Annotated in this window: 23 protein-coding genes and 1 tRNA gene; 10 read left to right on the top strand and 14 right to left on the bottom strand. The window is 72.0% G+C overall.

What is annotated here, in order from left to right; all coding sequences use genetic code 11:
* The first annotated feature begins 75 nt into the window (after positions 1–75).
* From ACWDN5_RS01975 to rdgB, 5 genes are read left to right on the top strand one after another with little or no spacing between them, the layout of a single operon-like run.
* Positions 76–705, top strand: coding sequence for a rhomboid family intramembrane serine protease (locus ACWDN5_RS01975; RefSeq protein ID WP_449673887.1), 630 nt, complete (start codon positions 76–78; stop codon positions 703–705).
* Positions 702–1508: a glutamate racemase gene (gene murI, locus ACWDN5_RS01980; RefSeq protein WP_310967098.1), complete on the top strand. Its 807-nt coding sequence runs from the start codon at positions 702–704 to the stop codon at positions 1506–1508. Before ACWDN5_RS01975 ends, murI begins: the two co-directional genes overlap by 4 nt.
* Before the next feature lie 29 nt (positions 1509–1537).
* Complete coding sequence (locus ACWDN5_RS01985) at positions 1538–2305, top strand: MBL fold metallo-hydrolase (RefSeq protein WP_310967099.1); 768 nt, start codon at positions 1538–1540, stop codon at positions 2303–2305.
* A 23-nt stretch (positions 2306–2328) separates the two neighbouring features.
* Entirely contained in the window at positions 2329–3105 is a 777-nt protein-coding gene (gene rph / locus ACWDN5_RS01990) for a ribonuclease PH (protein ID WP_093948149.1), read from the top strand.
* On the top strand, positions 3102–3704 hold the full coding sequence (gene rdgB / locus ACWDN5_RS01995; RefSeq protein WP_310967100.1) for an RdgB/HAM1 family non-canonical purine NTP pyrophosphatase: 603 nt from the start codon (positions 3102–3104) through the stop codon (positions 3702–3704). Before rph ends, rdgB begins: the two co-directional genes overlap by 4 nt.
* Here the strand turns inward: rdgB and ACWDN5_RS02000 are convergent.
* The 6 genes from ACWDN5_RS02000 to ACWDN5_RS02025 all read right to left on the bottom strand — a co-directional run bounded on the left by ACWDN5_RS02000 (position 3701) and on the right by ACWDN5_RS02025 (position 10166).
* Positions 3701–6811 (bottom strand): NACHT domain-containing protein, encoded by a 3111-nt coding sequence (locus ACWDN5_RS02000; protein WP_449673888.1) that lies wholly within the window; start codon positions 6809–6811, stop codon positions 3701–3703. The two genes, rdgB and ACWDN5_RS02000, sit on opposite strands and share 4 nt — an antisense overlap.
* A gap of 4 nt (positions 6812–6815) precedes the next feature.
* Entirely contained in the window at positions 6816–7289 is a 474-nt protein-coding gene (gene bcp, locus ACWDN5_RS02005) for a thioredoxin-dependent thiol peroxidase (RefSeq protein ID WP_310967102.1), read from the bottom strand.
* A 15-nt stretch (positions 7290–7304) separates the two neighbouring features.
* Positions 7305–7850, bottom strand: a complete 546-nt coding sequence (locus ACWDN5_RS02010) for a hypothetical protein (RefSeq protein WP_310967103.1) — start codon at positions 7848–7850, stop codon at positions 7305–7307.
* A gap of 190 nt (positions 7851–8040) precedes the next feature.
* Complete coding sequence (locus ACWDN5_RS02015; RefSeq protein ID WP_310967104.1) at positions 8041–8223, bottom strand: hypothetical protein; 183 nt, start codon at positions 8221–8223, stop codon at positions 8041–8043.
* 129 nt (positions 8224–8352) lie between these two features.
* A complete protein-coding gene (locus tag ACWDN5_RS02020) occupies positions 8353–9240 on the bottom strand; it encodes a hypothetical protein (protein WP_449673889.1) in 888 nt (295 codons plus the stop codon).
* 50 nt (positions 9241–9290) lie between these two features.
* The gene (locus ACWDN5_RS02025) at positions 9291–10166 is read right to left on the bottom strand and encodes an AraC family transcriptional regulator (protein WP_449673890.1); all 876 of its coding nucleotides are present in this window, start codon (positions 10164–10166) and stop codon (positions 9291–9293) included.
* Between the two features lie 118 nt (positions 10167–10284).
* On the opposite strand from ACWDN5_RS02025, the gene ACWDN5_RS02030 reads away from it, so the two are divergent.
* Positions 10285–11367, top strand: a complete 1083-nt coding sequence (locus ACWDN5_RS02030) for an aldo/keto reductase (protein WP_449673891.1) — start codon at positions 10285–10287, stop codon at positions 11365–11367.
* Here the strand turns inward: ACWDN5_RS02030 and ACWDN5_RS02035 are convergent.
* On the bottom strand, positions 11361–12305 hold the full coding sequence (locus ACWDN5_RS02035; protein ID WP_449673892.1) for a saccharopine dehydrogenase NADP-binding domain-containing protein: 945 nt from the start codon (positions 12303–12305) through the stop codon (positions 11361–11363). The genes ACWDN5_RS02030 and ACWDN5_RS02035 overlap by 7 nt on opposite strands.
* Positions 12306–12375: 70 nt before the next feature.
* Here ACWDN5_RS02035 and ACWDN5_RS02040 point away from each other — a divergent pair, with 70 nt between their 5' ends.
* Positions 12376–13293: a helix-turn-helix domain-containing protein gene (locus tag ACWDN5_RS02040; RefSeq protein WP_449673893.1), complete on the top strand. Its 918-nt coding sequence runs from the start codon at positions 12376–12378 to the stop codon at positions 13291–13293.
* A 150-nt stretch (positions 13294–13443) separates the two neighbouring features.
* On the opposite strand, the gene ACWDN5_RS02045 is transcribed toward ACWDN5_RS02040, so the two are convergent.
* Positions 13444–13517 (bottom strand) — tRNA-Leu (locus ACWDN5_RS02045).
* A gap of 99 nt (positions 13518–13616) precedes the next feature.
* Between ACWDN5_RS02045 and ACWDN5_RS02050 the strand changes: the two genes are divergently transcribed.
* Entirely contained in the window at positions 13617–13838 is a 222-nt protein-coding gene (locus tag ACWDN5_RS02050) for a DUF3618 domain-containing protein (RefSeq protein ID WP_004559246.1), read from the top strand.
* 2 nt (positions 13839–13840) lie between these two features.
* On the opposite strand, the gene ACWDN5_RS02055 is transcribed toward ACWDN5_RS02050, so the two are convergent.
* Both ACWDN5_RS02055 and ACWDN5_RS02060 read right to left on the bottom strand, forming a co-directional pair.
* Positions 13841–14260: a hypothetical protein gene (locus ACWDN5_RS02055; RefSeq protein ID WP_191316409.1), complete on the bottom strand. Its 420-nt coding sequence runs from the start codon at positions 14258–14260 to the stop codon at positions 13841–13843.
* A gap of 204 nt (positions 14261–14464) precedes the next feature.
* Entirely contained in the window at positions 14465–15022 is a 558-nt protein-coding gene (locus tag ACWDN5_RS02060) for a TetR/AcrR family transcriptional regulator (RefSeq protein WP_310968457.1), read from the bottom strand.
* A gap of 113 nt (positions 15023–15135) precedes the next feature.
* Here ACWDN5_RS02060 and ACWDN5_RS02065 point away from each other — a divergent pair, with 113 nt between their 5' ends.
* The gene (locus ACWDN5_RS02065) at positions 15136–16593 is read left to right on the top strand and encodes a flavin-containing monooxygenase (RefSeq protein ID WP_449673894.1); all 1458 of its coding nucleotides are present in this window, start codon (positions 15136–15138) and stop codon (positions 16591–16593) included.
* A 50-nt stretch (positions 16594–16643) separates the two neighbouring features.
* On the opposite strand, the gene ACWDN5_RS02070 is transcribed toward ACWDN5_RS02065, so the two are convergent.
* From ACWDN5_RS02070 to ACWDN5_RS02080, 3 genes are all read right to left on the bottom strand, one after another.
* Entirely contained in the window at positions 16644–17114 is a 471-nt protein-coding gene (locus ACWDN5_RS02070; protein ID WP_310967111.1) for a helix-turn-helix domain-containing protein, read from the bottom strand.
* A 179-nt stretch (positions 17115–17293) separates the two neighbouring features.
* Positions 17294–18988 (bottom strand): LCP family protein, encoded by a 1695-nt coding sequence (locus tag ACWDN5_RS02075; protein WP_310967112.1) that lies wholly within the window; start codon positions 18986–18988, stop codon positions 17294–17296.
* 145 nt (positions 18989–19133) lie between these two features.
* Complete coding sequence (locus ACWDN5_RS02080; RefSeq protein ID WP_449673895.1) at positions 19134–21287, bottom strand: phospholipase A2; 2154 nt, start codon at positions 21285–21287, stop codon at positions 19134–19136.
* 153 nt (positions 21288–21440) lie between these two features.
* Here ACWDN5_RS02080 and ACWDN5_RS02085 point away from each other — a divergent pair, with 153 nt between their 5' ends.
* On the top strand, positions 21441–22898 hold the full coding sequence (locus ACWDN5_RS02085) for a hypothetical protein (protein WP_449673896.1): 1458 nt from the start codon (positions 21441–21443) through the stop codon (positions 22896–22898).
* Here ACWDN5_RS02085 and ACWDN5_RS02090 read toward each other — a convergent pair.
* Complete coding sequence (locus tag ACWDN5_RS02090; protein ID WP_449673897.1) at positions 22876–24291, bottom strand: diguanylate cyclase; 1416 nt, start codon at positions 24289–24291, stop codon at positions 22876–22878. The genes ACWDN5_RS02085 and ACWDN5_RS02090 overlap by 23 nt on opposite strands.
* Between the last annotated feature and the right edge of the window lie 98 nt (positions 24292–24389).

Consider the following 24389-nt stretch of genomic DNA (forward strand, 5'->3'; position numbering starts at 1 on the left):
GACCACCGACAAAACCGCGGGATCAGGGATTTCACCCGAGGTAAAGGGGCCGTGGCCGGACGTAGCCTCGAAGGCGTGAGCACTCTGCAACCCGCCCCGGAAACCGACGCCGCCAAGCGCGTGCTGCCGCCGAAACCGGTGGCGGCCGCGATCGTCGCGCTGTCGTTCACCCTGCTCCTGTACCTGGTCGAGCTGGTCGACGTCATCCTCCCCGGTGACCTCGACCAGGGCGGCATCCACTCGCGATCGCTGTCCGGGCTGGACGGCGTGCTGTTCGCGCCGGTCCTGCACGCCGGCTGGTCGCACCTGTTCGCGAACACCGTGCCGGTGCTGCTGTTCTCCTTCCTCGCGATGGCGGCGGGCATCGGCCGGTTCGCGCTGGTCACGGCCATCATCTGGGTGGTCTCCGGGCTCGGCGTGTGGCTGATCGGGCCCGCGGACGGCGTCACCGTCGGCGCGTCCGGCCTGGCCTTCGGCTGGCTCGCCTACCTGCTGGTCCGCGGCCTGTTCAACCGCGCGGCCGGGCAGATCCTGGTCGCCGTCGTCCTGCTCGGCGTGTGGAGCGGCATGCTGGCCGGGCTGCTGCCGGGCAACCCCGGCGTCTCCTGGCAGGGCCACGTGTTCGGCGCGCTGGCCGGCGTCCTCGCGGCGTGGCTGACCACCCGGCGGTCCCGCAAGGCCGCCCCGGGTAACCTCGAAGGGTGACGTCTCCGCCCGCTGATGCCCCGATCGGCGTGTTCGATTCCGGCGTCGGCGGGCTGACGGTCGCGAGGGCGATCCTCGAGCAGCTGCCCGCCGAGCAGCTCCGCTACGTCGGCGACACGGCGCACAACCCGTACGGCCCGCTCCCGATCGCCACCGCCCGCAGCTACGCCCTCGCGGCCCTCGACGAGCTGGTCGAAAGCGGCGTCAAGGCACTGGTGATCGCCTGCAACACGGCGTCCGCGGCCTGCCTGCGCGACGCCCGGGAGCGCTACGACGTCCCGGTGATCGAGGTCGTCCTGCCCGCCGCGCGCCGCGCCGTCGTGGCGACCCACACCGGCCGCGTGGGCGTGATCGGCACCGAGGGCACCGTGCGGTCGCGGGCCTACGAGGACGCCTTCGCCGCGGCGCCGGACATCACGCTGACCAGCGTCGCCTGCCCGCGGTTCGTCGACTTCGTCGAGCGCGGCATCACGACCGGGCGCCAGGTGCTCGGCCTGGCGCAGGGCTACCTGCAGCCGCTGCTCGACGCGCAGGTCGACACGCTCGTGCTCGGCTGCACGCACTACCCGCTGCTGCAGGGCGTGCTGCAGATCGTGATGGGCCAGGAAGTGACCCTGGTCTCGAGTGCCGACGAGACGGCGAAGGACCTGGTCCGCGTGCTCACCGAGGGGGAGCTGCTGACCACGCGGGACACCCCGCCGCGGCACGAGTTCCTCGCCACCGGCTCCGCTGAGCCGTTCACCCGGCTCGCCCAGCGGTTCATGGGATTCGCTCCGGGTGTCCTCGCTCCCACCACCGCGTGATCGCGGCGGTGGACGCTTAGGGTGTCGAAGTGCGACTGACCATCCTCGGGTGCTCCGGCAGCATCCCCGGGCCGAACGCCGCCGCGTCCGGTTACCTGGTCGAGGCCGAGGGCTTCCTGCTCGGCCTCGAACTCGGCAACGGCACGCTCGCGCAGCTGCAGGCCGTGGCCGACCCGTTCGACCTGGACGCGCTCGTGCTCACGCACCTGCACCCCGACCACTGCGCCGACGTCAGCGCGCTCACCGTCCTGCGGCGCTACCACCCGGCGCCGCCGTACCCGGCGCGGCCGCGGCTGTTGCCGCTGTACGCCCCGCCGGACGCGCCGGTCCGGCTGGCCAACGCGTACGCGCCCAACGAGACCGAGCGGGCCGTCACGGACCTCTCCGACGTCTACGACTTCCGGCCGCTGCGGCCCGAGCCGTTCCGGATCGGGCCGTTCGAGGTGGTCGCGGTCGAGGTCGACCACCCGACCCCGGCGTACGGCCTGCGCATCTCCTACGGCGGCCGGATCCTGGCGTTCACCGGCGACACCGGGCCGTGCGCGGCGCTGAACGAGCTCGCCGACGGCGTCGACCTGCTGCTCGCCGAGGCGTCCTGGACGGACTCGGCGGAGCGGCCGGCCGGGGTGCACCTGTCGGGCAAGCAGGCGGGCGAGCTGGCGCGCGACGCCGGTGTCGGGCGGCTGCTGCTGACGCACATCGCGCCGTGGACCGACGCCGGGGCGGTGCTGGCCGAGGCGTCGGCCGGGTTCCCCGGCGCGGAGGTCGTCAAGCAGGGTGCCGTCTACGACGTCTGACGGGGCGGTCATAGAGTGCACCTGTGGCTCGTAAAGATGGCAGGAACGACGACCAGCTCCGTGACATCAAGATCACCCGGGGGTTCCAGCAGTGGCCGGCGGGGTCGGTGCTGATCGAATTCGGCAACACGCGGGTGCTGTGCGCGGCGAGCGTCACCGAAGGGGTGCCGCGCTGGCGGGCCGGCTCCGGCCTCGGCTGGGTGACGGCGGAATACGCGATGCTACCGTCCGCGACCAACACCCGGGGTGACCGCGAGTCGGTGAAGGGCCGGATCGGCGGCCGCACGCACGAGATCTCCCGGTTGATCGGCCGGTCGCTGCGGGCGTGCATCGACCTGGCGGCCCTGGGCGAGAACACGATCGTCATCGACTGCGACGTCATCCAGGCCGACGGCGGCACCCGCACGGCGGCGGTGACCGGCGGTTACGTGGCCCTGGCGGACGCGATCACCTGGCTGGGCGCGGCGAACCGGCTCAACGACCCGCAGCCGCTGTCGTCCTCGGTGGCGGCGGTCAGCGTGGGCGTGGTCGACGGCCGCGTCCGGCTGGACCTGCCGTACGAAGAGGACTCGCGCGCCGAGGTCGACATGAACGTGGTGGCCACCGACGCGGGCACGCTGATCGAGGTCCAGGGCACCGGCGAGGGCGCGACGTTCGCGAGGTCCACTTTGGACACGATGCTGGACATGGCGCTGGCGGGGTGCGCGGAGCTGACCCGCTTGCAGAACGAGGCGCTGGCCCTGCCGTACCCGGGCGAGCTGCCGGAGCCGCGCCCGGACAAGAAGAAGGGCTCGAAGTGACGAAGCTGCTGCTGGCCACGCGCAACGCGAAGAAGCTGGGTGAGCTGCGGCGGATCGTTGCCGCGGAAGGGCTTTCGGGCCTCGAAGTGATCGGTCTCGCCGACGTGCCTTCGTTCCCGGAGGCGCCGGAGACGGCACCGGACTTCGAGGGCAACGCCGTGGCGAAGGCGCGTGACGCTGTTGCGGCCACGGGGCTGCCTGCCATTGCGGACGACTCGGGGATCGCGGTCGACGCGCTGAACGGGATGCCCGGGGTGCTGTCGGCCCGGTGGTCCGGCAAGCACGGGGACGACGAGGCGAACCTGGACCTGGTGCTGGGGCAGCTTTCCGACGTGCCCGACGAGCGGCGCGGGGCGCAGTTCGTGTGCGTGGCGGCTTTGGTGCTGCCGTCGGGCGAGGAGACGGTGGTCCGCGGCGAGTGGCGGGGGACGCTCGTGCGCTCGCGGCGTGGGGTGAACGGGTTCGGGTACGACCCGATCTTCCGGCCTGATGGGGAGTCGCGGACGTCGGCGGAGATGGAGCCGGCCGAGAAGGACGCGGTTTCGCACCGGGGGCTGGCGTTGCGGGCGCTGGTGCCGGCGCTGCGGGAGCTGGCTTAGAGGAGTTCGACGCCGGGGCCGAGCTCTTCGGCGCCGATGAGTTCGGTGTCGTCGACCTTGATGGTCAAGGCCAGCTCCGCCAGCGGACTGACATCGACCGGCCTGTTCAGCGAAGCGAACGAGAGGTTACGAAGCTGGGGAAGAGCGAGCTCGCGCAGGCCGGTGACCTCCAGACCGTAGAGGTGCAGATCCCGCACGTGGGGAAAGCACCGGATGATGGTTTCGCCGGTGAGCTCGACATCCTGGTCGTGGAAGAGGTAGACCTGCTCGGGGCCGGGAACCGGTGCCGAGGCGGCGAGTGCCTCCTGCGGAAGCTGCCCCAGACTGACGAACCGCAGATCGTCCAGTGCTGCCAGGGGATCGAGGGTCTCGACCTGCCGCAGGTTGTTGAGGGTGATCCTCTTCAGGCCGGACAGTTCGCCGAACACTTCGAGGGTGCCGACCGGCACGCTCCGGAAAAGCGCCAAACTCACCAGTTTCTTGAGGCTCTTCAGGTGGTGTTCACCGGTGTACTGGAAGGCCGAATACAGAGAAAAGGTCGCGAGTTCCGGGTGGCTGCTCAGGGGAGCCAGATCGACGGTCGCATCGCCCTGGAGATCGCATTCGAGCCGGCTGAGCCGAGGCAGGCCGTCGAGTGCGTTCAGATCGGCGAGCGGCTCCGTCCGTGGCAGGAACACGGTCAGTTCGGTCAAGGCCGTCAGATGCCGCACCAGCGGCAGCAAGCGTGCGGCCCGGACCGTGATCGCGCCGTCGGCCAAAGGTGAGTCGGCCAGCACCTCCGCGGCATAGCGTTCGGGATCGAAGTACTGCCAGGTCTCGGCCAGTTGTTCCTGCACTGCCTTGCGTGGGTCCTGGGCGTAGTTGCGCAGGACCTTCAGCGCATCCTCTCCCGCGGTCAGCGCTGCCGCTCGAACCGACGCAGCCGCTACCGCGTCCGAAAGACCATCCAGACTCTCCGGCAGGTAGCGCAGGACGCGATGCCCGATCGACGCCAGCGACCGCGTCTCCCGCAGACTTCGCGGTGGCACCAGCTTGTCCTGGATCACCGCTTCGATCCGGGCCAGGACTTCCGGGGAAGCGTTGCTCACCGTCTCCAGGCACGCTGCCGCGAGCAGGCGCAGGTGCCTGGCGTGGCGGGGTTCCGCGTCCGCCCGGTCCAGGATCCCGCTCAGCAAAGTCCCGGCCTGGTGGTGCTTCGCGTGGCCGCACGCCATCACGAACGTCTCCCACCACGTGTCCAGGTGGGCCCGGTCGATCAACGTCTCCAGGTGGTCCTGTTCCGTGGCCTCGTTGGCCGCCAGGCACTCCTGGAACGTCCGGTGCACGAAATCCACGCGGTCTCGCACCGGCTCGCGCAACACCCCACTGCGCTCCAGAAGGTGTTCCAGAACCTCGGCCGGTGTGTGATCGACGTGCGGCAACGAGGGCAGCCGGCGCGAGACGTGCGAGAGCACCCGTTCCTTCGGCAGCTCCACCTTCGACGCCAGCGACAGCCGCCATGCCAGGTCTCCCAGCAGGATCTGCTTCTGTGCTTCCGTCAGGATCACGTCGATGCGGCGCTCGGCGTCGCGCAAGTGCAACAGCATCGACAACGCCTTGCGGTACAGGTCCATCCGGTCCCGCGGCAGCTCCGACCGGTGCGCCAGGTTCAACGCGCACAACATCGCGCACAACAGGGGGCTCGCGGCCAGAGTACGCAGGTGCGGCCGGGAATCGAGCTGGTTGAGCAGCCGTCGCTGGACCGCGGCCAGGTCCGTGTCCGGGCGGACCGTCCCGCCCGCCGCGGCCGCGTTGTGCCAGCGGGCCACCAGTGCCTCGATGTCCTCCGCGCCCATCGGCTCCAGCAGGACGCAGCCGAAACCCTCGTGAGCCAGCCAGCGGTGGTCGGCCGCCGCCGTGCGGGACGTCACCACGATCACCGTGTCCGGGAACGCCGAAGACAGCTTGCGCAGCCACGATTTCACCTCGCGGCGATGGCCGGTGCCCACCTCGTCGACGCCGTCGACCAGGACCATCGCGCGGCCGCTGTCCAGCACGCGACGGGCCCAGCCGTCCGGCGGGGCCAGCATCGGCGCGATGTGCGCGAGGAATTCCTCAGGCCGCGGCAACGGCTCGGCGGCGAAACTCCGCAGCCGGATCGGGAACGGGACTCGGCCGTTCCAGCCCTCGAGCTTCCCGGTGAAGCCGGCGCGCGCCGCCGTCACCGCCAGCCAGTCCAGCAGCGTCGTCTTGCCCGATCCGGCTTCGCCGCGGACCAGCACGTGTGTGACACCGCTCAGCGCCGTCTCGACGCGCACGTTCGCGCTGCCCGTGCGGTTCTGCCGCTTCTCGAACCACAGCTCGTCCATGCGCCGCTCGGCCCGGCGGGGTTCGCCCTCGGGGGAGACGCTCAGGCTCAGGTAAGCGACGGTCAACGGCAACGCCGGCTGGTCGTCCATCGTCAGGCCGAGCAGTTCGAGCCGGTCGAGGTCGCGGGCGAGCTGCCGGCGGTACGCCGCTTCGAACTCGGCGTCGCGGTCGGTGCCGTCGGGTGTCGCAAGGCTGGTCTTCGGCACCCGGGCCAGCAGCTCTTCCAGCTGGTCGCTCTGGCGGCTCAGCCGGCCGAGGACGTCGGCGAGCGCTCGTGGCTGGAACGACGGCAGGTGGCGGACGACCTGCACAAGGTGCCTGCACGCCTGGTCCAGCGCCAGTTCATACAGCGCGGCCGCTTGGGGCGCCAGGAGCCGCTCGCGCGGGAGGTCGCCGCGGATCTTCCTGGCCAGCTGCTCCGGATCCGCGTCCGCCGCCAGCAACGCCTCGTCGGACAGATCGGCCTTGCCCAGCGCATCCGCCACGGCGACGAAAGCCGCTTCGATCTCGTGCGGTGGCAGCGTCGAAAAACGATCCGCGAGGACCGGCTCCAGCTGCTCGGCCACCTGCATTCCGATGTGCTGGACGAGGTTCTCCAGCTTCGCCCGCTCCAGCGGCCCCTTCAGCTCGCCCGCCGCCAGGTCGACCAGATCGGCCGACCGCGCGACGCCGGCCTTCCGCCGCTGCAGCCACGACTTCGCCGCGGCCGAGGCGATCTGGCCGCCCAGTTTCAGCGCGGGCCCCTCCAGGCTCGTCACGGCGTCAGGAAGCCAGGCCGAGGTCCCGGATCAGCTTCGCCACGTGCCCGGTCGCGCGGACGTTGTAGAAGGCGTGGGCGATCTTGCCGTCGGCGTCCACGACGAACGTCGACCGGATCACGCCCAGATAGGTCTTCCCGTAGTTCTTCTTCTCGCCGTACGCGCCCCAGGCTTCGATGACCGTCTTCTCGGGGTCGCCCAGCAGCGGGAACGTCAGGCCCTCGTTCGAGACGAACTTGGCGAGCTTCGCCTGCGTGTCCGGCGAGATGCCGACCACCTGGTAACCCGCGTCGTTCAGGTCGGCGAGGTTGTCGCGGAAGTCGCAAGCCTGCTTGGTGCAGCCCGGGGTGCTCGCCGCCGGGTAGAAGTACACCACCACGGACCGGCCGCGGAAGTCGCTCAGGGACACTTCCTTGCCCTCGCTGTCGGGCAGGGTGAAGTCCGGGGCTTCGTCACCGGGGGAAAGGCGCTCGGTCATGCCCCGAGCCTAACGTCAAGCCGGCCCGCAGTAGGTGACCGCGGCGGCTTCGGTCGCGCTCGGGCGGATCTGCAGGCGCAGCTGCGTCGGCTCGCGCGAGACCGCGAACGCCAGCGTGATGTGCACCGAACGGCCCGGCAGCACGTCCTTGCCCGCGTCGGTGATCCCGGTGAACCCCTGGGTGGTGTCCACGACCTGCTTGACCGCGGTGCCGCCCGCGGTGGCCGTCACGTTGAGCCCCGACAGCTTGTACGTCGTCGAGCCGTCGTTGGTCAACTGGACGTCGAAAGCGGCGCCGCGCGGGCTCTGCGGGTACGCCGACGGGCTGGGGCGGAACGACTGGGGAGAGCCGACCGAGATCCTGAGGCCGCTGGCGAACCGGTGGTCGGCGCCGAACTTGAGATCGTTGCCGGCCGGCGCGGCCGAGGCGCCGGCGCCCGCGGGGGAGCCAGCCGCGCCGAGCGCCGCGGTGCCCTCGTGCGCCGAAGGGACCCCGCACGCCACCGCCAGGCCGAGCAGTCCTGCGGTGAACATGATCTTGCGGGTGCGCGCGAGCGCCATTGCGGGTACTCCAGTCGGCGGGTCGGGTGCCGTCGGCAACGGGGGATTGCCGGGGGAACCCGCTCCACTCTGGCCGTGATCGCGCGTGGTTACGAGGCGCGACCGGGGGTTGTCGCGCACCTGGTGCCACCCCGTGGCCAATCCGTGACCGGAACGGCACGGCTGGTGACAATCTCTGGCCACATGCCACTTAAACCGCGAGCGCGAACAGCAGGATGAAGATCGCGACGCCGGCCACCCACGCCGTCATCAGCCAGCCGAAATCCCGGACCGGATCAACGGCGCGGCTCTCCTCGCCGGGCACGTACACGCCGCGCTCCTCGAACCAGTCCGCCCAGCGGGCGACCCAGCGCAACGGGTTGCGCGACGCCATGCTTCACCTCCGGGGACCGGTTGACCCCGTCACAGTACGCGTTCGGTCACGCACACCGGAAGGCGCGGGCGGCCGTCCACTCCCGACACCCCACGGCCGGGTGAACGTCGGCACCACTCGTGTAGAAGCTCAAGTCAGGCCGTGACGGCGCAGGATCGTCACGGCACGGACGGTCGCGTACCCCCGCCATTCGAGCGACGCGGCGGGCGAGAAGCTCGCGAAATCCACCCGCCAGCCGCCGTCCTCCTGTTGCGCCTCCGCGAGCCGCCGCAGTTCCGCGTCGACCACGTCGGCGGCGAACAACGCGCGCGCCGGGCGGTCCGGCAGCGGCGCGAAATCCAGGGCGCGGAGGGTTTCGCCCTCCGAACCACCGTCCACCGGGGCCAGTCCGTCGGCCGGGACGAACGTGGCGAGGTGCTCCAGGAGCGCCGGGGCCTCCTCGTGGAGTTCGTGCGCGGCGTCGACGAATTGCACCGCGAAGGACAACGCGATCGCGTGCGGTGGCCCGGAAAGTTCGCGGATGGCGCGGAAGCAGTACTGCGTCGCCGCGGCCAGCCACGGGTGTTCCCGCACGGCCCGGTCGTGCCGGGCGACGCGCAGGGCCACGCCGGCGGTGAACGCGGTGCTCTGCAGGGTGGTCACGGCCGGATCGGCCTGGGCCCAGAAGGGCGCGCAGCCGGCCGGGTCCGCCACGGGCAGCGCGAACGGCAGGCCACCGTCCGGACGGGACGCCGTCGCCAGCCAGTCGCAGAGCCGCTCCGCGTGCGGTGTGGTCCGCGGGGCGACTTCCTCGAAGACCTCGAAGGCGTGGAGGGCGCCGCCGGGCTGGCTTTCCGGCGCTCGCAGGTCCGGTTCGAGGCCCCAGCCGTAACCGCCGTCCGGGTTGCGGTAGCCGTCGACGGCGGCCAGCACCGCGTCGGCGTCGGTGGCGCCGTCGAGCAGTTCGAAACGGCGGCGGTCGAGGAGGCGGGCGTGCGTCGCCATGAAGGACGCCGCCGCGGGAAGGTTCACGGACATGCCGCCAGCGTCGCACCCGGCGCGGCCGGCCGTCTTGAACGGATCGGACGTCACGGCAGCTGCGGTCCGGCCGGGGCCGAGCGCAGCCGCGCCGCGTCCTGCCCGGGCGGGGCGCCGAACAGGCGGCGGTACTCGCGGTTGAACTGCGACGGGCTGTCGTAGCCGACGAGGTGCCCGACCCCGGCGACGTCGCCCGCGTCGGCCAGCAGCAGCGACCGGGCTTCCTGCAGGCGGATGCGCTTCTGGAACTGCAGCGGGCTCAGCGCCGTGGTGGCGCGGAACTGGCGGTGGAACGCCGACGCGCTCAAGCCGCTCAGCCGCGCGAGCTCCTCGATCCGCATCGGCTCGGCGTAGTTCTCCCTGATCCAGCGGATCGCCCGCCCGACGTGCGCGGCGCCGCTGCCGGCCAGGCCGATCCGGCGGACCAGGCCGCCGTGCGGGCCGGTCAGCAGCCGCCACAGGATCTCCCGCTCGATCAGGGGCGCGAGCACGGGCACGTCCGACGGGTGGTCGAGCAGCCGGAGCAGGCGCAGCGCCGCGTCGAGCAGTTCCGGGCCGGCGTCGTCGATGGCGATCGGGGACGCCGGCGGGGTGCGGGGCGGCGCCTCGGGCAGCAGCGGGGCGATCGCCGCGGGCCGCAGGGCGAGGCCCAGGCCCAGCGCGGGCGTCCGCGGGGTGGCGCCGACGAAGTGGCCGGTCACCGGCAGGTCGGTGCCGACCAGCAGGTACTGCCCGGCGCGGTACTCGTGCACCTGCTCGCCGAGCAGCAGGCGCTTGCCGCCCTGGGCCATGACGACCAGCAGCGGCTCGGCGAGCGAGTGGTGCGGCTCGCTCGTTTCCACTTTGGACAGCAGGAGGCCCGGCACCGGCGTGCGCAGGTCGGCGTGGGCGTGCCGGGCGACGAGGTCGCGGAGTTCTTCGAGCACCCGTCCAGGAAACCTGCGTTGAGAGGATTGTGCAAGAGGTCGCTGCGATCGGTCTACCGTTGAGCAGGACATACGCGGTTTCCTTGAGTGGTCGATCCGATGACTGAAGGAGAGTTTCGTGTCACTCGATCACTACGTCACCCTCGGCCGCTCCGGCCTCCGCGTCAGCCCGTTCGCCCTCGGCGCGATGACCTTCGGGGAAGACCCCGGCGGCGCCGGCTGCGACGTCGGGGAGTCCGAGAAGATCCTCGCGACCTACCTGGACCTCGGCGGCAACTTCGTCGACACGGCGAACTTCTACACCAACGGCCATTCCGAGAAGATCCTCGGCGACTTCTTCGCCGCCCAGCCGGGCCGCCGGGCGCGGGTGGTGCTCGCGTCGAAGTTCTTCGGCAACATGTTCCCCGGCGACCCCAACGGCGGCGGCGCCGGCCGCGCGTCGATCATCGCCCAGCTCGACGAGACGCTCCGGCGGCTGCAGACCGACTACCTGGACCTGTACTGGCTGCACAACTGGGACCGCGCCACGCCGATCGAGGAGACCATGCGGACCCTCGACGACCTGGTGCGCGCGGGCAAGATCCGGTACGTCGGCTTCTCGAACACCCCGGCGTGGGTCACCGCGCAGGCGCAGACGACGGCGTTGCTGCGCGGCTGGACGCCGTTGATCGCGCTGCAGGTCGAGTATTCGCTGCTGGCGCGGACGGTCGAGGGCGAACTGGCGCCGTTCGCGCTGGACCAGGGCCTGGCGCTGGTGCCGTGGAGCCCGCTGAAGAACGGTTTCCTGTCCGGCAAGTACCGCCGCGGCGCCGCGACGCCGGATTCCGCCCGCGCGGCCTTCGTCGGCGGTCCGTCCGAAGCGGAGTTCGCGGTCATCGACGCGGTCGCGGCGATCGCCGAGGAGCTCGGGTCGACGTCCGCGGCGGTGTCGCTCGCGTGGCTGCGGGCGCGGCGGGGAACGGTGGTCCCGATCATCGGCGCGCGGCGGCTGGAGCACCTGACCGGCAACCTGGCCGGGCTGGACGTCACGCTGACCCCGGCGCAGCTGGCTGCTTTGGACGAGGTTTCCGCACCGGAGCTGGACTATCCGGCCCCGATGCACGGCGCCCAGCGGGCGATGCTGCAGTACGCGGGCACGACGGTCGACGGTGAACCGTCCACTGTGTACCCGCCGTTGCTGCAGAGCGGGGTCCGCTACTGACCCACCGTGATGTGCGGCGCCAGCGCCCGCAGGAAGTCGGCCGCGACGAACATCTCGCCGGCCGTGGCGACGCCCTTGGCCTTCGTCCGCCCGGTCAGGATCCGGTCGACCGCTTCCACCGCCAGCGGCGCGCTCACCGCGTAGATGTCCTCGCCGCGCGCCACGATCCGGCGTTCCTCGTCGCCGGCGCGCACCACGACGTCCACCACGAACGTCTCGGCCGCGTCGCGCTCGCCGGCCGCCGCCAGGCCCCGGGCCGCGTCGACCGTCATGTAGCTGATGACGTCGCGGACCTCCAGGTGCCGCGGGATCGTCACGATGTCGGCCATCGAGAACTCGCCGAAGACCGGCCGGGGGCCGAGCGGCTCGGGGAACGCCCACTCGCGCGTCGGCAGGGCGTCTTCGCGATAGTCCAGCCGGCCGCCCGCGTACCGGATGCGCTTGCCGCCACGGCGTTCCCGGGACACCCGGCCCGCTTCGAGGGTGCCGGCCGTCGGGCGCCAGCCGCTGAGCCCGTAGGCGACGTGGACCTCGTCGGCCGCCGTCCAGTCGCCCATCGCCGCCGTGGCCAGCAGGTCGGCCAGGCCGCCGAAGAACGCCATCGCGGGGACGACCGCGGTGTCGGCGGTCAGCGCGAGGGTGTCGAGGTTCGCCTCGATCTCGGCGGCGACGTCGACGTACGGGACGCCGGCGCGGATGGCCGCCTCGGCGAGCGGGACGGCCGTGCCGGCGAACGGGCCCGCGCAGTTGATCACCGCGTCGACGCCGTCGAGCGCGCGGTCGAGGGCGGCCGGGTCGTCGGCCGGCGCCGGCCGCCCGCCCGGCAGCTTCGCCGCGTTCCGTCCGGAACGGACGGCGTCGAAACCGCGCTTTTCCAGCTCCGCCACCACGAAGCGGCCGGTGTGCCCATAAGCGCCGTAAACCAGTACCGAAGTCATGAGGTGATCCTCGCGAGGCCCGGACATCGTCACCAGTGTCCGGAACGACATGATGCGTACACTTTCGGACATGCACGTGGTCGCCCTCGCCGCCACCGACGGGATGCTGTCGTTCGAACTGACGATCGCCACCGAGGTGTTCGGCGAAGACCCCCGGTACGGCTTCGCGGTCTGCGGCTCGGCCCCGGTGCGGGTGGGCCGCTTCGTGCTGGAGCCGGACCGCGGCCTCGACCGGCTGGCGCGCGCGGACACGGTGCTCGTGCCGGGCTGGGCCGACGTCGACGCGGCCCCGCCGGCGGACCTGGTCGGCGCCGTGCGCGCGGCCCACGCCCGCGGCGCCCGGGTGGCGTCGCTGTGCACGGGCGCCTTCGTGCTGGCGGCCGCCGGCCTGCTGGACGGCTTGCGCGCGACCACGCACTGGGCCCACACGGACGTCCTGGCCGCCCGCTACCCAGAGGTGACGGTGGACCCGGACGTGCTTTACGTGGACAACGACCAGGTCCTCACGTCGGCGGGCAAGGCGGCGGCGATGGACCTGTGCCTCCACCTGGTCCGCGCCGACCACGGCCCGGCGGCGGCCAACGCGATCGCCCGCCGTCTGGTGGTGCCACCGCACCGGGCGGGCGGCCAGGCCCAGTTCGTGACGACGCCGGTTCCGAGCCGCGACGACCACCCGCTGGCCGAACTGCTCCCGTGGATCACCGCCCGCCTCGACCGGCCGCTGACGGTCGAGGACCTGGCCCGCGAAGCGAACATGAGCAGCCGCCACCTGGGCCGCCACTTCCGGTCGGCCACGGGCACGACGCCGTTGCAGTGGCTGCTGAACCAGCGCATCCGCCGGGCCCAGGAGCTGCTGGAGAAGACGGACGCGAGCATCGACGCGGTCGCGGAGGCCGTCGGCATGGGCACGGCGACGACGTTGCGGCGGCACTTCAACCGGACGGTCGGGGTGCCGCCGGACACCTACCGGCGGACGTTCCGGAGCTGAGACGAAGGTGAGGGCTGCCGGCAAGCCGGACCACGGCGGGGGTCCGGGGGCGGAGCCCGCCGGGCGGGGCCCGGGGGTTGCACCCCCGGAAAACACGACGAGGGGGTGGGGGCGAGCGCTTTCCGCGAGCAGACCTCGCCCAACCCCGAGTGGGCCCGGAGAGACTCGAACTCTCACTGGCACGGACCTAAACCGTGTGCCTCTGCCAATTGGGCTACGGGCCCCCGGTACTCCGCAGCCTAGCGTGCGGCGTGGCCCGTGCGGACGCGGCGGGGCGGTCGACTAAGTTGGGGCCTGGAAGTCCCATGCGGCGAGGAGGACACGTGGCCCGCGATCCCGAGACGATCGAGCGTGAGATCGAGCAGGCTAGGACCGCCCTGGCGGCGACGCTCGACCAGCTCACCGTCAAGGCCGACCCGAAGAAGCTCGCCGACGCGGCCAAGGACGGCGTGCGCGCCAAGCTGGACAACCCCAAGGTCAAGTTCCCGCTGATCGGTGCGGGCGTCCTCGTGCTTGTCCTGCTGGTGCGCAAGCTCCTCAAGTAGCGCTAGGCCTGCTTCGCCGGCGCCTTGCTCTCCGCGGCGGGCGCCGGCTCGGCCGGGGCCTTGCGGTCCTCGACCGCCTTCGGGAGCTGCTTGCTCGGCGGCAGCTGGGGCTTCTTGTCCGCCGACGCCGGCGTCTGCTGCTTCGGCACGCTGCCGGGCGGCGGCACCTCGAGCGGCGGGAGCTTCGGGAGCGTCAGGCGCGCCGTCATGTACGCGCTGGTGAAGTCCAGCGCACTGCCGTTGAGCAGGTGGACCACCGTCGTCTTGGCGTCGCCGGCGAGCTCCTCGACCAGCTGGTCGGCCCGGTCGCGCGCGGCGATGATGCCGGGCTCACGGGCGGTCAGCTCCTTGCCGCGGCCGCTGACCGTGATGGCCCAGTCGGCGTCTTCCTGGACGTACGTCGCCGTGATCGTTTCCACCATCTGCCTCACACCCCTCTCCCTCACCAGCATCCTTACACAACCGTGACGCGCTCACCGCGCTTTCGTGACGCGGCTCCCGTGCCCCTCCTCCGGCCGTGAAGGTCCAGCACACTTTCTACCGTGTCACCAGAACAGTAGAGCAACTCTGTGTCACAAGACACGATTGCTGTGAGTAATCACCGGATGGCCTAGTGCACGCGCAAGCTAACGTGCACGGTCTCGCAGGCCGCTCCACAGCACGTCCATGGCGTACTCGGTGGCCAGCTCGGGGGTCACTTCCTCGTGTCGCTCGCACCAGATCGCGAGCCGTTCGCACGCGCCGACCACGAATTCCGCGGCCGCTTCGGCCTTCAGGTCGTCCCCGTTGTCGAAGTGGCCGCTCATCAGCGCGGCGATGAGGTCGGTCTGCTGGCGGCGGGTCTCCTCGACCTCGTCGGCGGCCGGCGTGCCGATCAGCGCCATCTCGTGCCGCAGCAGCGACCACGCCTGCCGCCGTTCGCGGATGAAGACGAAGAAGGCCAGCAGGCCGCGGCGGAGCGCGTCCTCGGCGTCGGCCGCCCCGACGGTCGCCTGCTCGGTGACCTCGCGCAGCACCGCGCGCGACTCCCGGATGCAGGCCAGCAGGAGGCCTTCCTTCGAGTTGAAGTACTCGTAGAGCATCGGCTTCGAGACGCCCACCAGCTCGGCGATCTCGTCCATCGACGCCGCCGCGTAGCCGCGCTCCGAAAAGACCTGCTCGGCGACCTCGATCATCTGCCGCATCCGGTCGGCCCGTGGCATGCGCTTGCGCTTGGCGGTGGTCACGGGTAACACTCTACCGCTGGTAACCTACTCCCAGTAAGATGGACGACGAGTAACAGGAACCCGGAGGCGTCATGGGCAACCGCACGGAGACCGGGGTCGTCATCGTCGGGACCGGCTTCTCCGGTCTCGGCATGGCGATCCAGCTGCGCAAGGAGGGCCGCGAGGACTTCGTCATCCTCGAAAAGGCCCACGACGTCGGCGGCACCTGGCGGGACAACAGCTACCCGGGCTGCGCCTGCGACATCCCGTCGCACATGTACTCGTTCTCCTTCGAGCAGAACCCGGGCTGGTCACGGGCCTATTCGCCGCAGCCGGAGATCTGGCGGTACATGCGCGAGGTGGCCGACAAGCACGACCTGCGCCGGTTCATCCGGTTCGGTCAGGAGATGACCGGTGCCCGCTGGGACGCCGAGGAAGGCCGGTGGCACGTCGCCACGAGGGGCGGCGACGAGTTCGCCGGGACCGCGCTGGTCGCCGGGGTCGGCGCCCTCCACCTGCCGATGATCCCGGAGCTGCCCGGGATCGAGCGGTTCGAAGGCCCGGCCTACCACTCGGCGCGGTGGCGGCACGACGTCGACCTGAAGGGCAAGAAGGTCGCGGTCATCGGCACCGGCGCCAGCGCGGTCCAGTTCGTCCCGAAGATCGCGCCCGAGGTGGCGGAGCTGACGCTGTTCCAGCGGACGCCGCCGTGGATCATGCCGAAGGCCGACCACGAGATGTCCGGCCGGACGCGCGCGCTGTTCAAGGCCTTCCCGCCGGCCCAGCGGGCCTACCGCACGCTGCTCTACTGGCTGCTCGAAGCGCGGGCGGTCGGCTTCAACGGCCAGTCGTGGGTGATGAAGCTCGGGCAGCGGATCGCCAAGCGCAACATCCACCGCGCGATCGAGGACCCGCAGCTGCGGCGCAAGGTCACCCCCGACTACACCATGGGCTGCAAGCGCGTGCTCATCTCCAACGACTACTACCCGGCGCTGGCGCGCGACAACATCGACGTCGTGACCGAGGGCGTGCGGGAGGTCCGCGAGCGCAGCGTCGTCGACGCCGCGGGGGTCGAGCACGCGGCCGACGTCATCATCTACGGCACCGGCTTCCACGTCACCGACGCCTTCGACGACCTGGAGATCGTCGGCCGCGACGGGCGCAACCTCGGCAAGGAGTGGGCGACCGAGGGGATGCGGACGCACCTGGGTATCACCGTCGCCGGGTTCCCGAACCTGTTCTTCCTGCTCGGCCCCAACACCGGGCTCGGGCACAACTCCGTCGTGTTCATGATCGAGGCCCAGATCTCCTACGTCGCCGAAGCGCTGCGGCTGGCCCGCGGGAAGCCCATCGAGCCGAAGCCGGAAGTGCAGGAGCGGTTCAACCGGCAGATCCAGCGCAAGCTCGCCAAGGGCATCTGGACCCGCGGCGGCTGCAAGAGCTGGTACCTCGACGCGAAGGGCGTGAACCGGACGATCTGGCCCGGCTTCACCTGGCGGTACTGGCTGGACACGCGGAAGGTGCGGCGCGAAGACTTCCAGGTCGGCTGACCCGGCCGGGGCCCTCACCGAGGGAGGTGGTGAGGGCCCCGGCCGGGGGATCAGCGGGAGGTGTAGCGGCGCAGGCGGGCGACCAGGTCGACGGTCGGCAGGCCGCACAGCTCGGCCATGCGCTCGAGCGCGGGCAGGTCGAGGGCGACCTCGCCGCCGCCCTGCTCGCCGGCCTGCCGCAGCCGGTCCTCGGCCCAGCGCCGCAGCGGCAGCAGGTCGGCCGGGGCGTCGGCGACGACCTTGCGCAGGTCGACGCGGACCCGGCCGGGCTCGTCGAGGAACACCCGGCGGTGCACCTTGGCCAGCAGGTCCTGGGGGAGTTCGTCCATCGCGACGCACAGCTCGACCAGGCGCACGACGGAGCACTGTCTGGTGCCCAGCTCGTAGGTGGCCAGCGTCTGCAGCGAGATCTCGCTCTGCAAGTGCTGGTTCAGCTCCTTGCGCGTCCACCCTCGGCTGCGCCGGAGCTTGCGGAGCTCGTCTCCGAGGATCCGCTGGTACTCCTCAGCGTCGATCAGCACATCAATGTCCCCTGCCGTGCGCTCCCACGGCACCGCACGGGCGTGATAATTCCCGTGCAGGTGCACCCTCACGTGTATGTAAGTGCGCTGGGGCCCGCCCCTTACGCGATTTCGGGCATGTCTTTGATACCGATTGCGCGAGTTAGGCCGAACGGGTTAACGCCGGCTCGCTGAGCGGGTCAGTTGACGCAGGGAACGCCCTCGGCGGTGATCGGCTTCTCGTCGCTCGCGGCCGGCGGCGGCGCCGCAGCCTGCGACGTTGCGCCCGCGGCACCGGAGCCGGCGCCCGAACTCGTGTCGGAGGTCGAGCCCTGGTAGTCGGCGCCGAGGAAGACCGTCACGTGGCCGGCCGGCACGCTCTTGTCCTCCTGGACAGTCGGCGAGCCGCCCAGCGCGTCCGCGACGGCCTGGCCCTTGTCCTTGCCGCCCTTCGGCACCCAGATCACGGTGGTCTTGCGCGCGGTCGCGTTGGCCGTCTCGCCGGGGGTGAAGCCCTTGCCTTCGAGCGTCTTGGCCACGTTCGCGGCGAGCCCGGTGCGGCCGGAGGCGTTGCGGACGTCGACCGTGGTCGCCTTGTTGGCCGGGTCGGCCTGCTGGGCGGGCGGCGCCTGGCCCGGCGGCGGCCCGGCCAGGCCCTGCACGAACTGCTTCACCTCGGCGGGGTCGACCTGGATGGCCGAGCCGTCTTCGGGGGTCTTGTAGTCGATGTTCTTCACCGGGATCGTGCGGAACTCGAGCTGACCGCCGGTCAGGCCCTTCATCTGCTGGGCGAACCCGAAGATGTCCCAGTTCTGGTTGAGCACGACCGACTTCTTGATGGCGTCGATCAGGTCCGACAGCTTCGCCGGGTTGGTCAGCGTGCCGGCCGAGAGCACCTTGCGGGCCATGCCGGCCATGAACACCTGCTGGCGGACGACCCGGTCGAGGTCGCCGTTCGGCAGGCCGTGGCGCTGCCGGACGAACTCGAGGGCCTCGACGCCGGAGATCGTGTGCTGGCCCTTGGTGAAGTTCGCGCCGGAGTACTGGTCCTTGACGGTGTTGTTCAGGCAGACGTCGACGCCGCCGATGGCCTTGGTGATCTCGCTGAAGCCGAGGAGGTTCACCGCGGCGTAGTTGTCGATGGTCGACCCGGTGAGCTTCTCGACGGTCTCGATCAGCTCCTTCGCCCCGGCCTGGTTGGCCTTGACGTCGAGCTCCTTCGGGTCGGTGACGCCCTGCTTCTGCAGGTCCTTGCGGGCCGACAGCATCGCCCGCGCGTACGCCGAGTTGATCTTGTGCTTGCCATAGCCGCCGGGGATGTCGACGTAGGTGTCGCGCGGCAGCGAGATCGCGACGGCCTTGCTGCCGTCGTTCGGGATGTGCACGAAGATCAGCGAGTCGGTGTTGAGCTCGCCGTCGGCGTCCCCGGCGCGCAGCTCGTCGAGCACCTCGCGCGGCAGCGGGTTGCCCTGGGCGTCGGTGCGGCTGTCCAGGCCGACCAGCAGGATGTCGCGGGCGCCGTCGGCGGGCTTGTCGCCACCGCCGCCGTCGCTGAGCACGTTCGTGTAGTTCAGCCCGTTGACCAGGCCCTGCATGGCCGCCCAGGCGTACCCGGTCAGGCCCATCACCAGCAGCGAGACGACGGCCAGCGCGATCTTCGCGCCGCGGAAGGAGTTGCGGCGGGCGCGCGGGGCCGGGCGGGGCTCGGGCCGCCGGGACGGTGGCGCGGCCGCCCGGCGGGAGTCCGCGGGCTCGCGGCGGGAGTCCGCCGGCTCGCGACGGGGTGCGGGGCGGCGCGGCGGAGTGCTGCGCCGTGCGTCGGCCCGGCCTGGCTCGTCCTGCCAGGGCCGGGCGGGGCGGCGGCCGCCTTGCCCGTTCCGAGGCGGGTGATCCACGCGGGCGACTCCTCACTCCATCGATCGGGTGGTGCTAGGGAATGGGACGCATGGTGCCTGCCCCGGGTTGCCGTAGCGTTACACATCCCCCCGCGAATGTGTCACGCACCACCCAGTTTCCCGCATGTTCGACGGTTTCGCCTGGTCAGGACGTCGCATTCGCCGGTGGTCGAGCCGGGAGCATGGTTCCCGCGGCGGCCAGCAGCGCAAACCCGGCCGTGACGGCGTGGAGCGTGACGCCGAGGAAGCCCGGGGTGCTGCCGTCGGCGGCGAACAGCAGCGACGGGGCGCAGGCGAGCGCCGTGACCAGCCACGTGCCGGTCGCCGCGCCGGCGCCGATCCGGATCGTGTGCAGCAGGAACACCCCGAGCAGCAGGTGCACCAGGCTCTGGATCGGGTCGAGCCGCAGACCGAGCAGGTCGGCGTCGGCGGCGACCCCGCCGAAGCGGGTCAGCGCGAAGCCGAACACGCCCAGCGTCGCGTACCCGATCCCGAGCCCGGCCGCGGCCCGGGTGAGCACCGCCGTCCGGCGGCCCGGGTGGTCGGCCGCGCGCGGCTGCCGGACGCCGTGGCCGTGCCGTTCGAACCACCAGAAGACCAGGGTCGCGGGCACGGCCAGCAGCCCGACCGCGACCAGCGTGCGCGGGCGGATCAGCCAGCTGAGCCCGTCGGCGATCCGGCCGGGCAAGTACACGACGGCGACCAGCAGCAGCATCGCGGCGAGGAACGCCAGGTAGAGGCTCATCGGCGCGCGCAGGACGAACCGGCAGGCGCGGGCGACGCCCGGCCGGTCACCGAGCCTGCCGAGCGGACGGGCCAGCAGCCCGAGCGCACCCAGCTGGACCAGGCCGAGGAGGAGCACGCCCCACGGCGGGGCGGAGAACGCGGCGGGCGCGCCCGGGCTGCCGAGCAGGACGGGTGGCCCGCCCCGCAGGACGCTCATCCCGGCGAGGCCCGCGACCCCGGTGGTGGCGGCCGCCGCGAGGAGCCGCCGGGACGGGCGGACGCCGTCGGCGTGGGCGAAGGCGAGCTGCTGGGCGAGCAGGGCGATGGCGAACGTCGCCGCGTAGCGCGGCAGCGGCGAACCGGACCAGCTCGCGGCCAGTTCACCGGCGCCGACCAGGGCGAGCAGACCCACGGCCGCGCTCACCGGCGCCCGGCGGTGCAGGGCGAGCAGCGGAGGCGCGCAGACGATCGTCAGCAGGTAGACGCCGAGCAGCCAGAGCGGGTGCAGCGCGATCCGCATCACCGTCGCCGTCGTGCCCGCCGGGCTGCCGAGCAGTTCGAGCGCGAGCGGCGTCAGCAGCGCGACGACGGCGAAGATCAACGCCGGCCGCAGCAGCGGGCTCGCGCGTTCGGCCAGGTAGTGCCGGTAGCCGCCGCCCGCCTGCTGCTCGGCGCGCCAGCCGGCCGCGTTGGCGTGGCCGCCGGCGAAGTAGATCAGCGGGGCGAGCTGGGCGAGCCAGGTCAGCGGCCAGAGCGCCGGTTCGGGGGCGCCGGCCCAGTGCGCGAGCGCCGTCACCGATTCGCCGAGCAGGAGCAGGACGACCCCGCCGGCGCCGAGCAGCGCCCACCGGCTGACCTCCGCGGGGTCGGCGAGCGGAACGGGCGCCCGCGGCTCGCGCCGGGCGCGCAACCAGCCGCGCAGCCGGAAGATCAGCAGGCAGCCGATCACCAGCACGCCGGCGACCATCGGGCCGATCGGGTCGCCGACCGGCGGGCCCCAGCGCTGGTGCCACGAGTTGACGACCAGCCCGGCCGAATAGAAGGAGGCCACGGCCCGGCAGGTGAGCGCCGAGTTCATCGGGTTGAGGTCGCAGGCGTGGTGCATGTCGTAGGACAGCCGGTCGTCCAGGGCCTCCCGGACCTCCGGGCCGAGCGGGTGGCCCTTGCGGTCGGCGTACCGGAGCAGGTCGTAGCCGAGGTCGTGGGCCTTGCACGGCACGGCGTAGTCCCACTTCGTGTTGTCGTCGCCCCACGGGGTCGAGCAGCCGCCGTCGACGTGCACGGCCCGGACGGTGCCGTCGCGCGCCGGCATCGCGCCCGGGGTGACGCCGCTGAGCGCGGTGAAGTCCTTCGGCAGCCGGGCGAGCGCGTCGGCGTGCGGGCCGGGGTGGACCAGCGCCTCGATGGCGTTCTGCGCGGCCAGCACGTCACCGGTCGGCGGCCCCTGGTCCGGCGGCGACGGCGGGCGTGAGGCGATCAGCCCGAAGGCGAAGACGACCAGCAGGACCAGCAGCAGCCAGCCCGACGTCGACCAGGGTCGGCGGGTGCGTGGCGGATCGGTCAGGGCCGGCATGGGTTCAAGGGTGCCAGCCGCGCTCGGCGGCCGACATGGGGATAACCGCAGGGGTGCGGTGGGGTTGCCCGGACGGCTGCCCGTTCACCCCTTCCGCGACGGGGACGTCCTGGTGAGACTGGCGAGAGGGGGCGCGGCGACCAGGAGGCAGCAGTGCGCTCGACCGAGCTCGCCGTGCCCGCGGAGAACACCGTGCGCGCACTGCGCCGCCTCGCCCCCGGCGCCCGGTTGCGCACGCCGTGCACGCCGGAACTGCGGGTGATCGCCGAGGCGCTGCGTTCGTGCGCGCCGGCGGAGCTGTCCCGGGTCCATCCCAGGCCGGTGGGACGGGTGGTGCTGGCCGCCCAGCTGCGGGCGCTGGATCGGGCGATGACGGGGTTCTTCGCCACGGGCGTCCCGGAGTCCGCCCGGCTGGTCCGGGCCGCGCGGTTCGGCCGGGTCCGGCCGGGGCGGCGGCTGCGCGAGCGGCTGGCCACCGAGCCGGGCCTCCGGACGGCGGCGCTGGCCTGGGCGGAGGCGGTCGGGCACCGGATGTTGGCGGGCGAGCTGCGCGGGGTCCGCGAGCTGCCGGGGGAAGAGGACGGCCGGCTGGCGGCGGAGCTGGCGGTGGCGGAGTTGTTGCCGCAGGCCGAGCTGCGGACGAGCGGGCGCGAGGTGCTGCTGCCCGGGCCGGCCGAGGAGGGAGCTGGGCCGCGCGGGGTGGCCGGTGCGCCGCCGGGGCCGGATGCCGGTGCGGGCGGGGTGGGCGGTGCGCCGCCGGGGCCCGATGCCGGTGCAGGCGGTGAATCCGCCGGCCCGCCGCTCGACCCGGGCGGCTCGCCGGCCGCCGGTGGTGGCCGGTCGGGTTCGCCGCTCGGTCGAGGTGAGGGTGGGTCGCGGGTGGTCGGTGGTGATCGGTCGGGTTCGCCGCTTGGCCCGGGTGGGGATGGCTCGCCGGCTGGCGGGGGCCGGTCTGGTTCGCCGCTCGGCCCAGGCGGCTCGGCGGCTGGTGGTCGGTCGGGTTCGTCGCTTGGCTCGGGTGGGGGTGGCTCGGCGGCTGGTGGTGGCCGGTCGGGTTTGCCGCTCGGTCGAGGTGAGGGCGGGCCGCCGGAGGGTGGCTCGGCCACCGGTGGCGGTGGCTTGCCGCCCGCCGGGGCGGGTGCAAGCTCCGCGCCGCCCTCCGGGCCGGGCGACCGTGCTTCGGGCGGTGGTCGGTCCGGCCTGCCGCCCGCCGCCGCGGGTGCGGGCTCCGCTCCGCCCGCCGACAGTGCCTTCCTCCACGTCCGCTCGGTTCGCGTCACCGAGCAGGGCTTCCAGGTCGACGTCCACGCCGATCCGCCGGCCGAACTTCTGCGCGACGGCGACGGTCTCACCCTGCGGGCCCTCTGGTGGAATGGCCTCGGCCGGGTCGTCGACGATCTCGGGTACGAGTACCTCCTGCTGGCCAAGGACCACGCCGGCACCGGGATCGTCCGGCACTGGTGCCACCCCCGCCTCGCGCCCGGGGCCACCGTCCTGCGGCTCGAGTCCGCCGGCTACCGGGGCGAGCGGCTCCGGCTGGAACCCGCCGCCGCCGGGAGTTGTGCCGAGGTGCTCGTCAAGCTCGAACTCACCGTGCGGCTGGGGGTGTGACCGTGTCCGGGGCGAAGCACACCTGGTCGCGGCCGTTCTCCTTCGCCAGGTAGACCGCCGCGTCGGCCGATTGGAGGAGGCGCTCCAGGGTGTCGCCGTGGCGGGGGTGGCGGGCGACGCCGATCGACGTCGTGCGGTCGGCGATGGTCGCCGGGTCGCCGCGCTTGTCCGTCGTCACCATGTGCAGCTTGGCGATCGCGATCCGGATGCGCTCGGCGGCGTCCCAGGTCGCCTCTTCGTCGATGTCCGGCAGCAGAATGAGGAATTCCTCGCCGCCGAAACGGCCGACCAAGTCGCTCGGTCTGGTCACTTCGTCGAGCGTTTGCGCAACGGTGCGCAGCACGTCGTCGCCCGCCGGATGTCCATAGGTGTCGTTAATCCACTTGAAGTGGTCCAGATCGACCATCAGCAGCGCCAGTTGATCACCCGATCGAGCGGTCCGTTCGAGAGCGCGTTCCGCCGCCTCCGACCAGCCACGCATGTTGAGAATGCCCGTTTTCGGGTCGGTCCGGACGTCGTTCTGGAGCTGGTCGAGTTCCGCGAGGCGATTGAAGACCACGGTGACCACGGCCATCACCGCCACCATCGGCGGGACGGCCGCGAGCAGGATCGCGGTCACCGCGCCGAGGCCGATGGTGATCGCTTCGAGCATGTTGTCGGCCGGGCTGCCCAGTACGTTACGAACCGTGCGCCCGGCGGGGGATCCGAGCAGCAGGACCCCGCCCACGTACGCGATCTGGATCGCTTCGTAGATGGCCCCGGTGACGACGATGGTGCCGAACTCGCGGAGGAAGTCACCCCACCCCGGACGGCCGAGCGAGTGCGGCCCGAGCGCCGTGTAGGTGAGGTGCGCGAGCGCGCCGGCGAGGCCGTGCGTGATGGACGAAAAAATGAAGTTGTGCGCCGGCCGCCGGGCGATGAACCAGTGCTGCAACCGGATGACGGCGATGACGAAAAGGGTCAGCGGTACCGGCAGTATCATCGCGGCGGAAAACGTCCACACGGCGGTGAGGTCGATCAGCACCGTTTTGGTCCGGTCGCGCCGCCGCTCCTCTTGGCGCTGCGTCAGTTGAATGTGGACGGTGGCGCCGGCGGCCAGAATCGCGAAATTGATCCAGTCGTTTCCGGACGGAATCGGCGAGCGCGCGAACGAGACGGCGAGAATCGCGACCGCGACGGCTTCGGCCGTCAGCATGAACGCGACCTGCACCGGGCGGCGGCGCCAGAGCGCCCAGTTGCCCGGCCAGTACGCGTGCCGGACCCGGACGCCACTGGTCGTGGTCACGGGCGTACCTGTGGTCACGCCCGGTTCCGCGGCGCTTTCCGCCCGCTCCGCGGCCGAGCCGCCCGGTTCGCCCGGCGCGCCCGGGCCACCGTCCGGTCCTGGATGCAATTGGTCACCTCCTTTCCAGCCTAGTCCCGGCCTTGAGTAATCTCATCGGTACCTGGCAGAGTGTTCACGCATTCCGTGGCCGGGTACCATCCCACAGC

This window comes from Amycolatopsis sp. NPDC003731, from assembly GCF_053586895.1.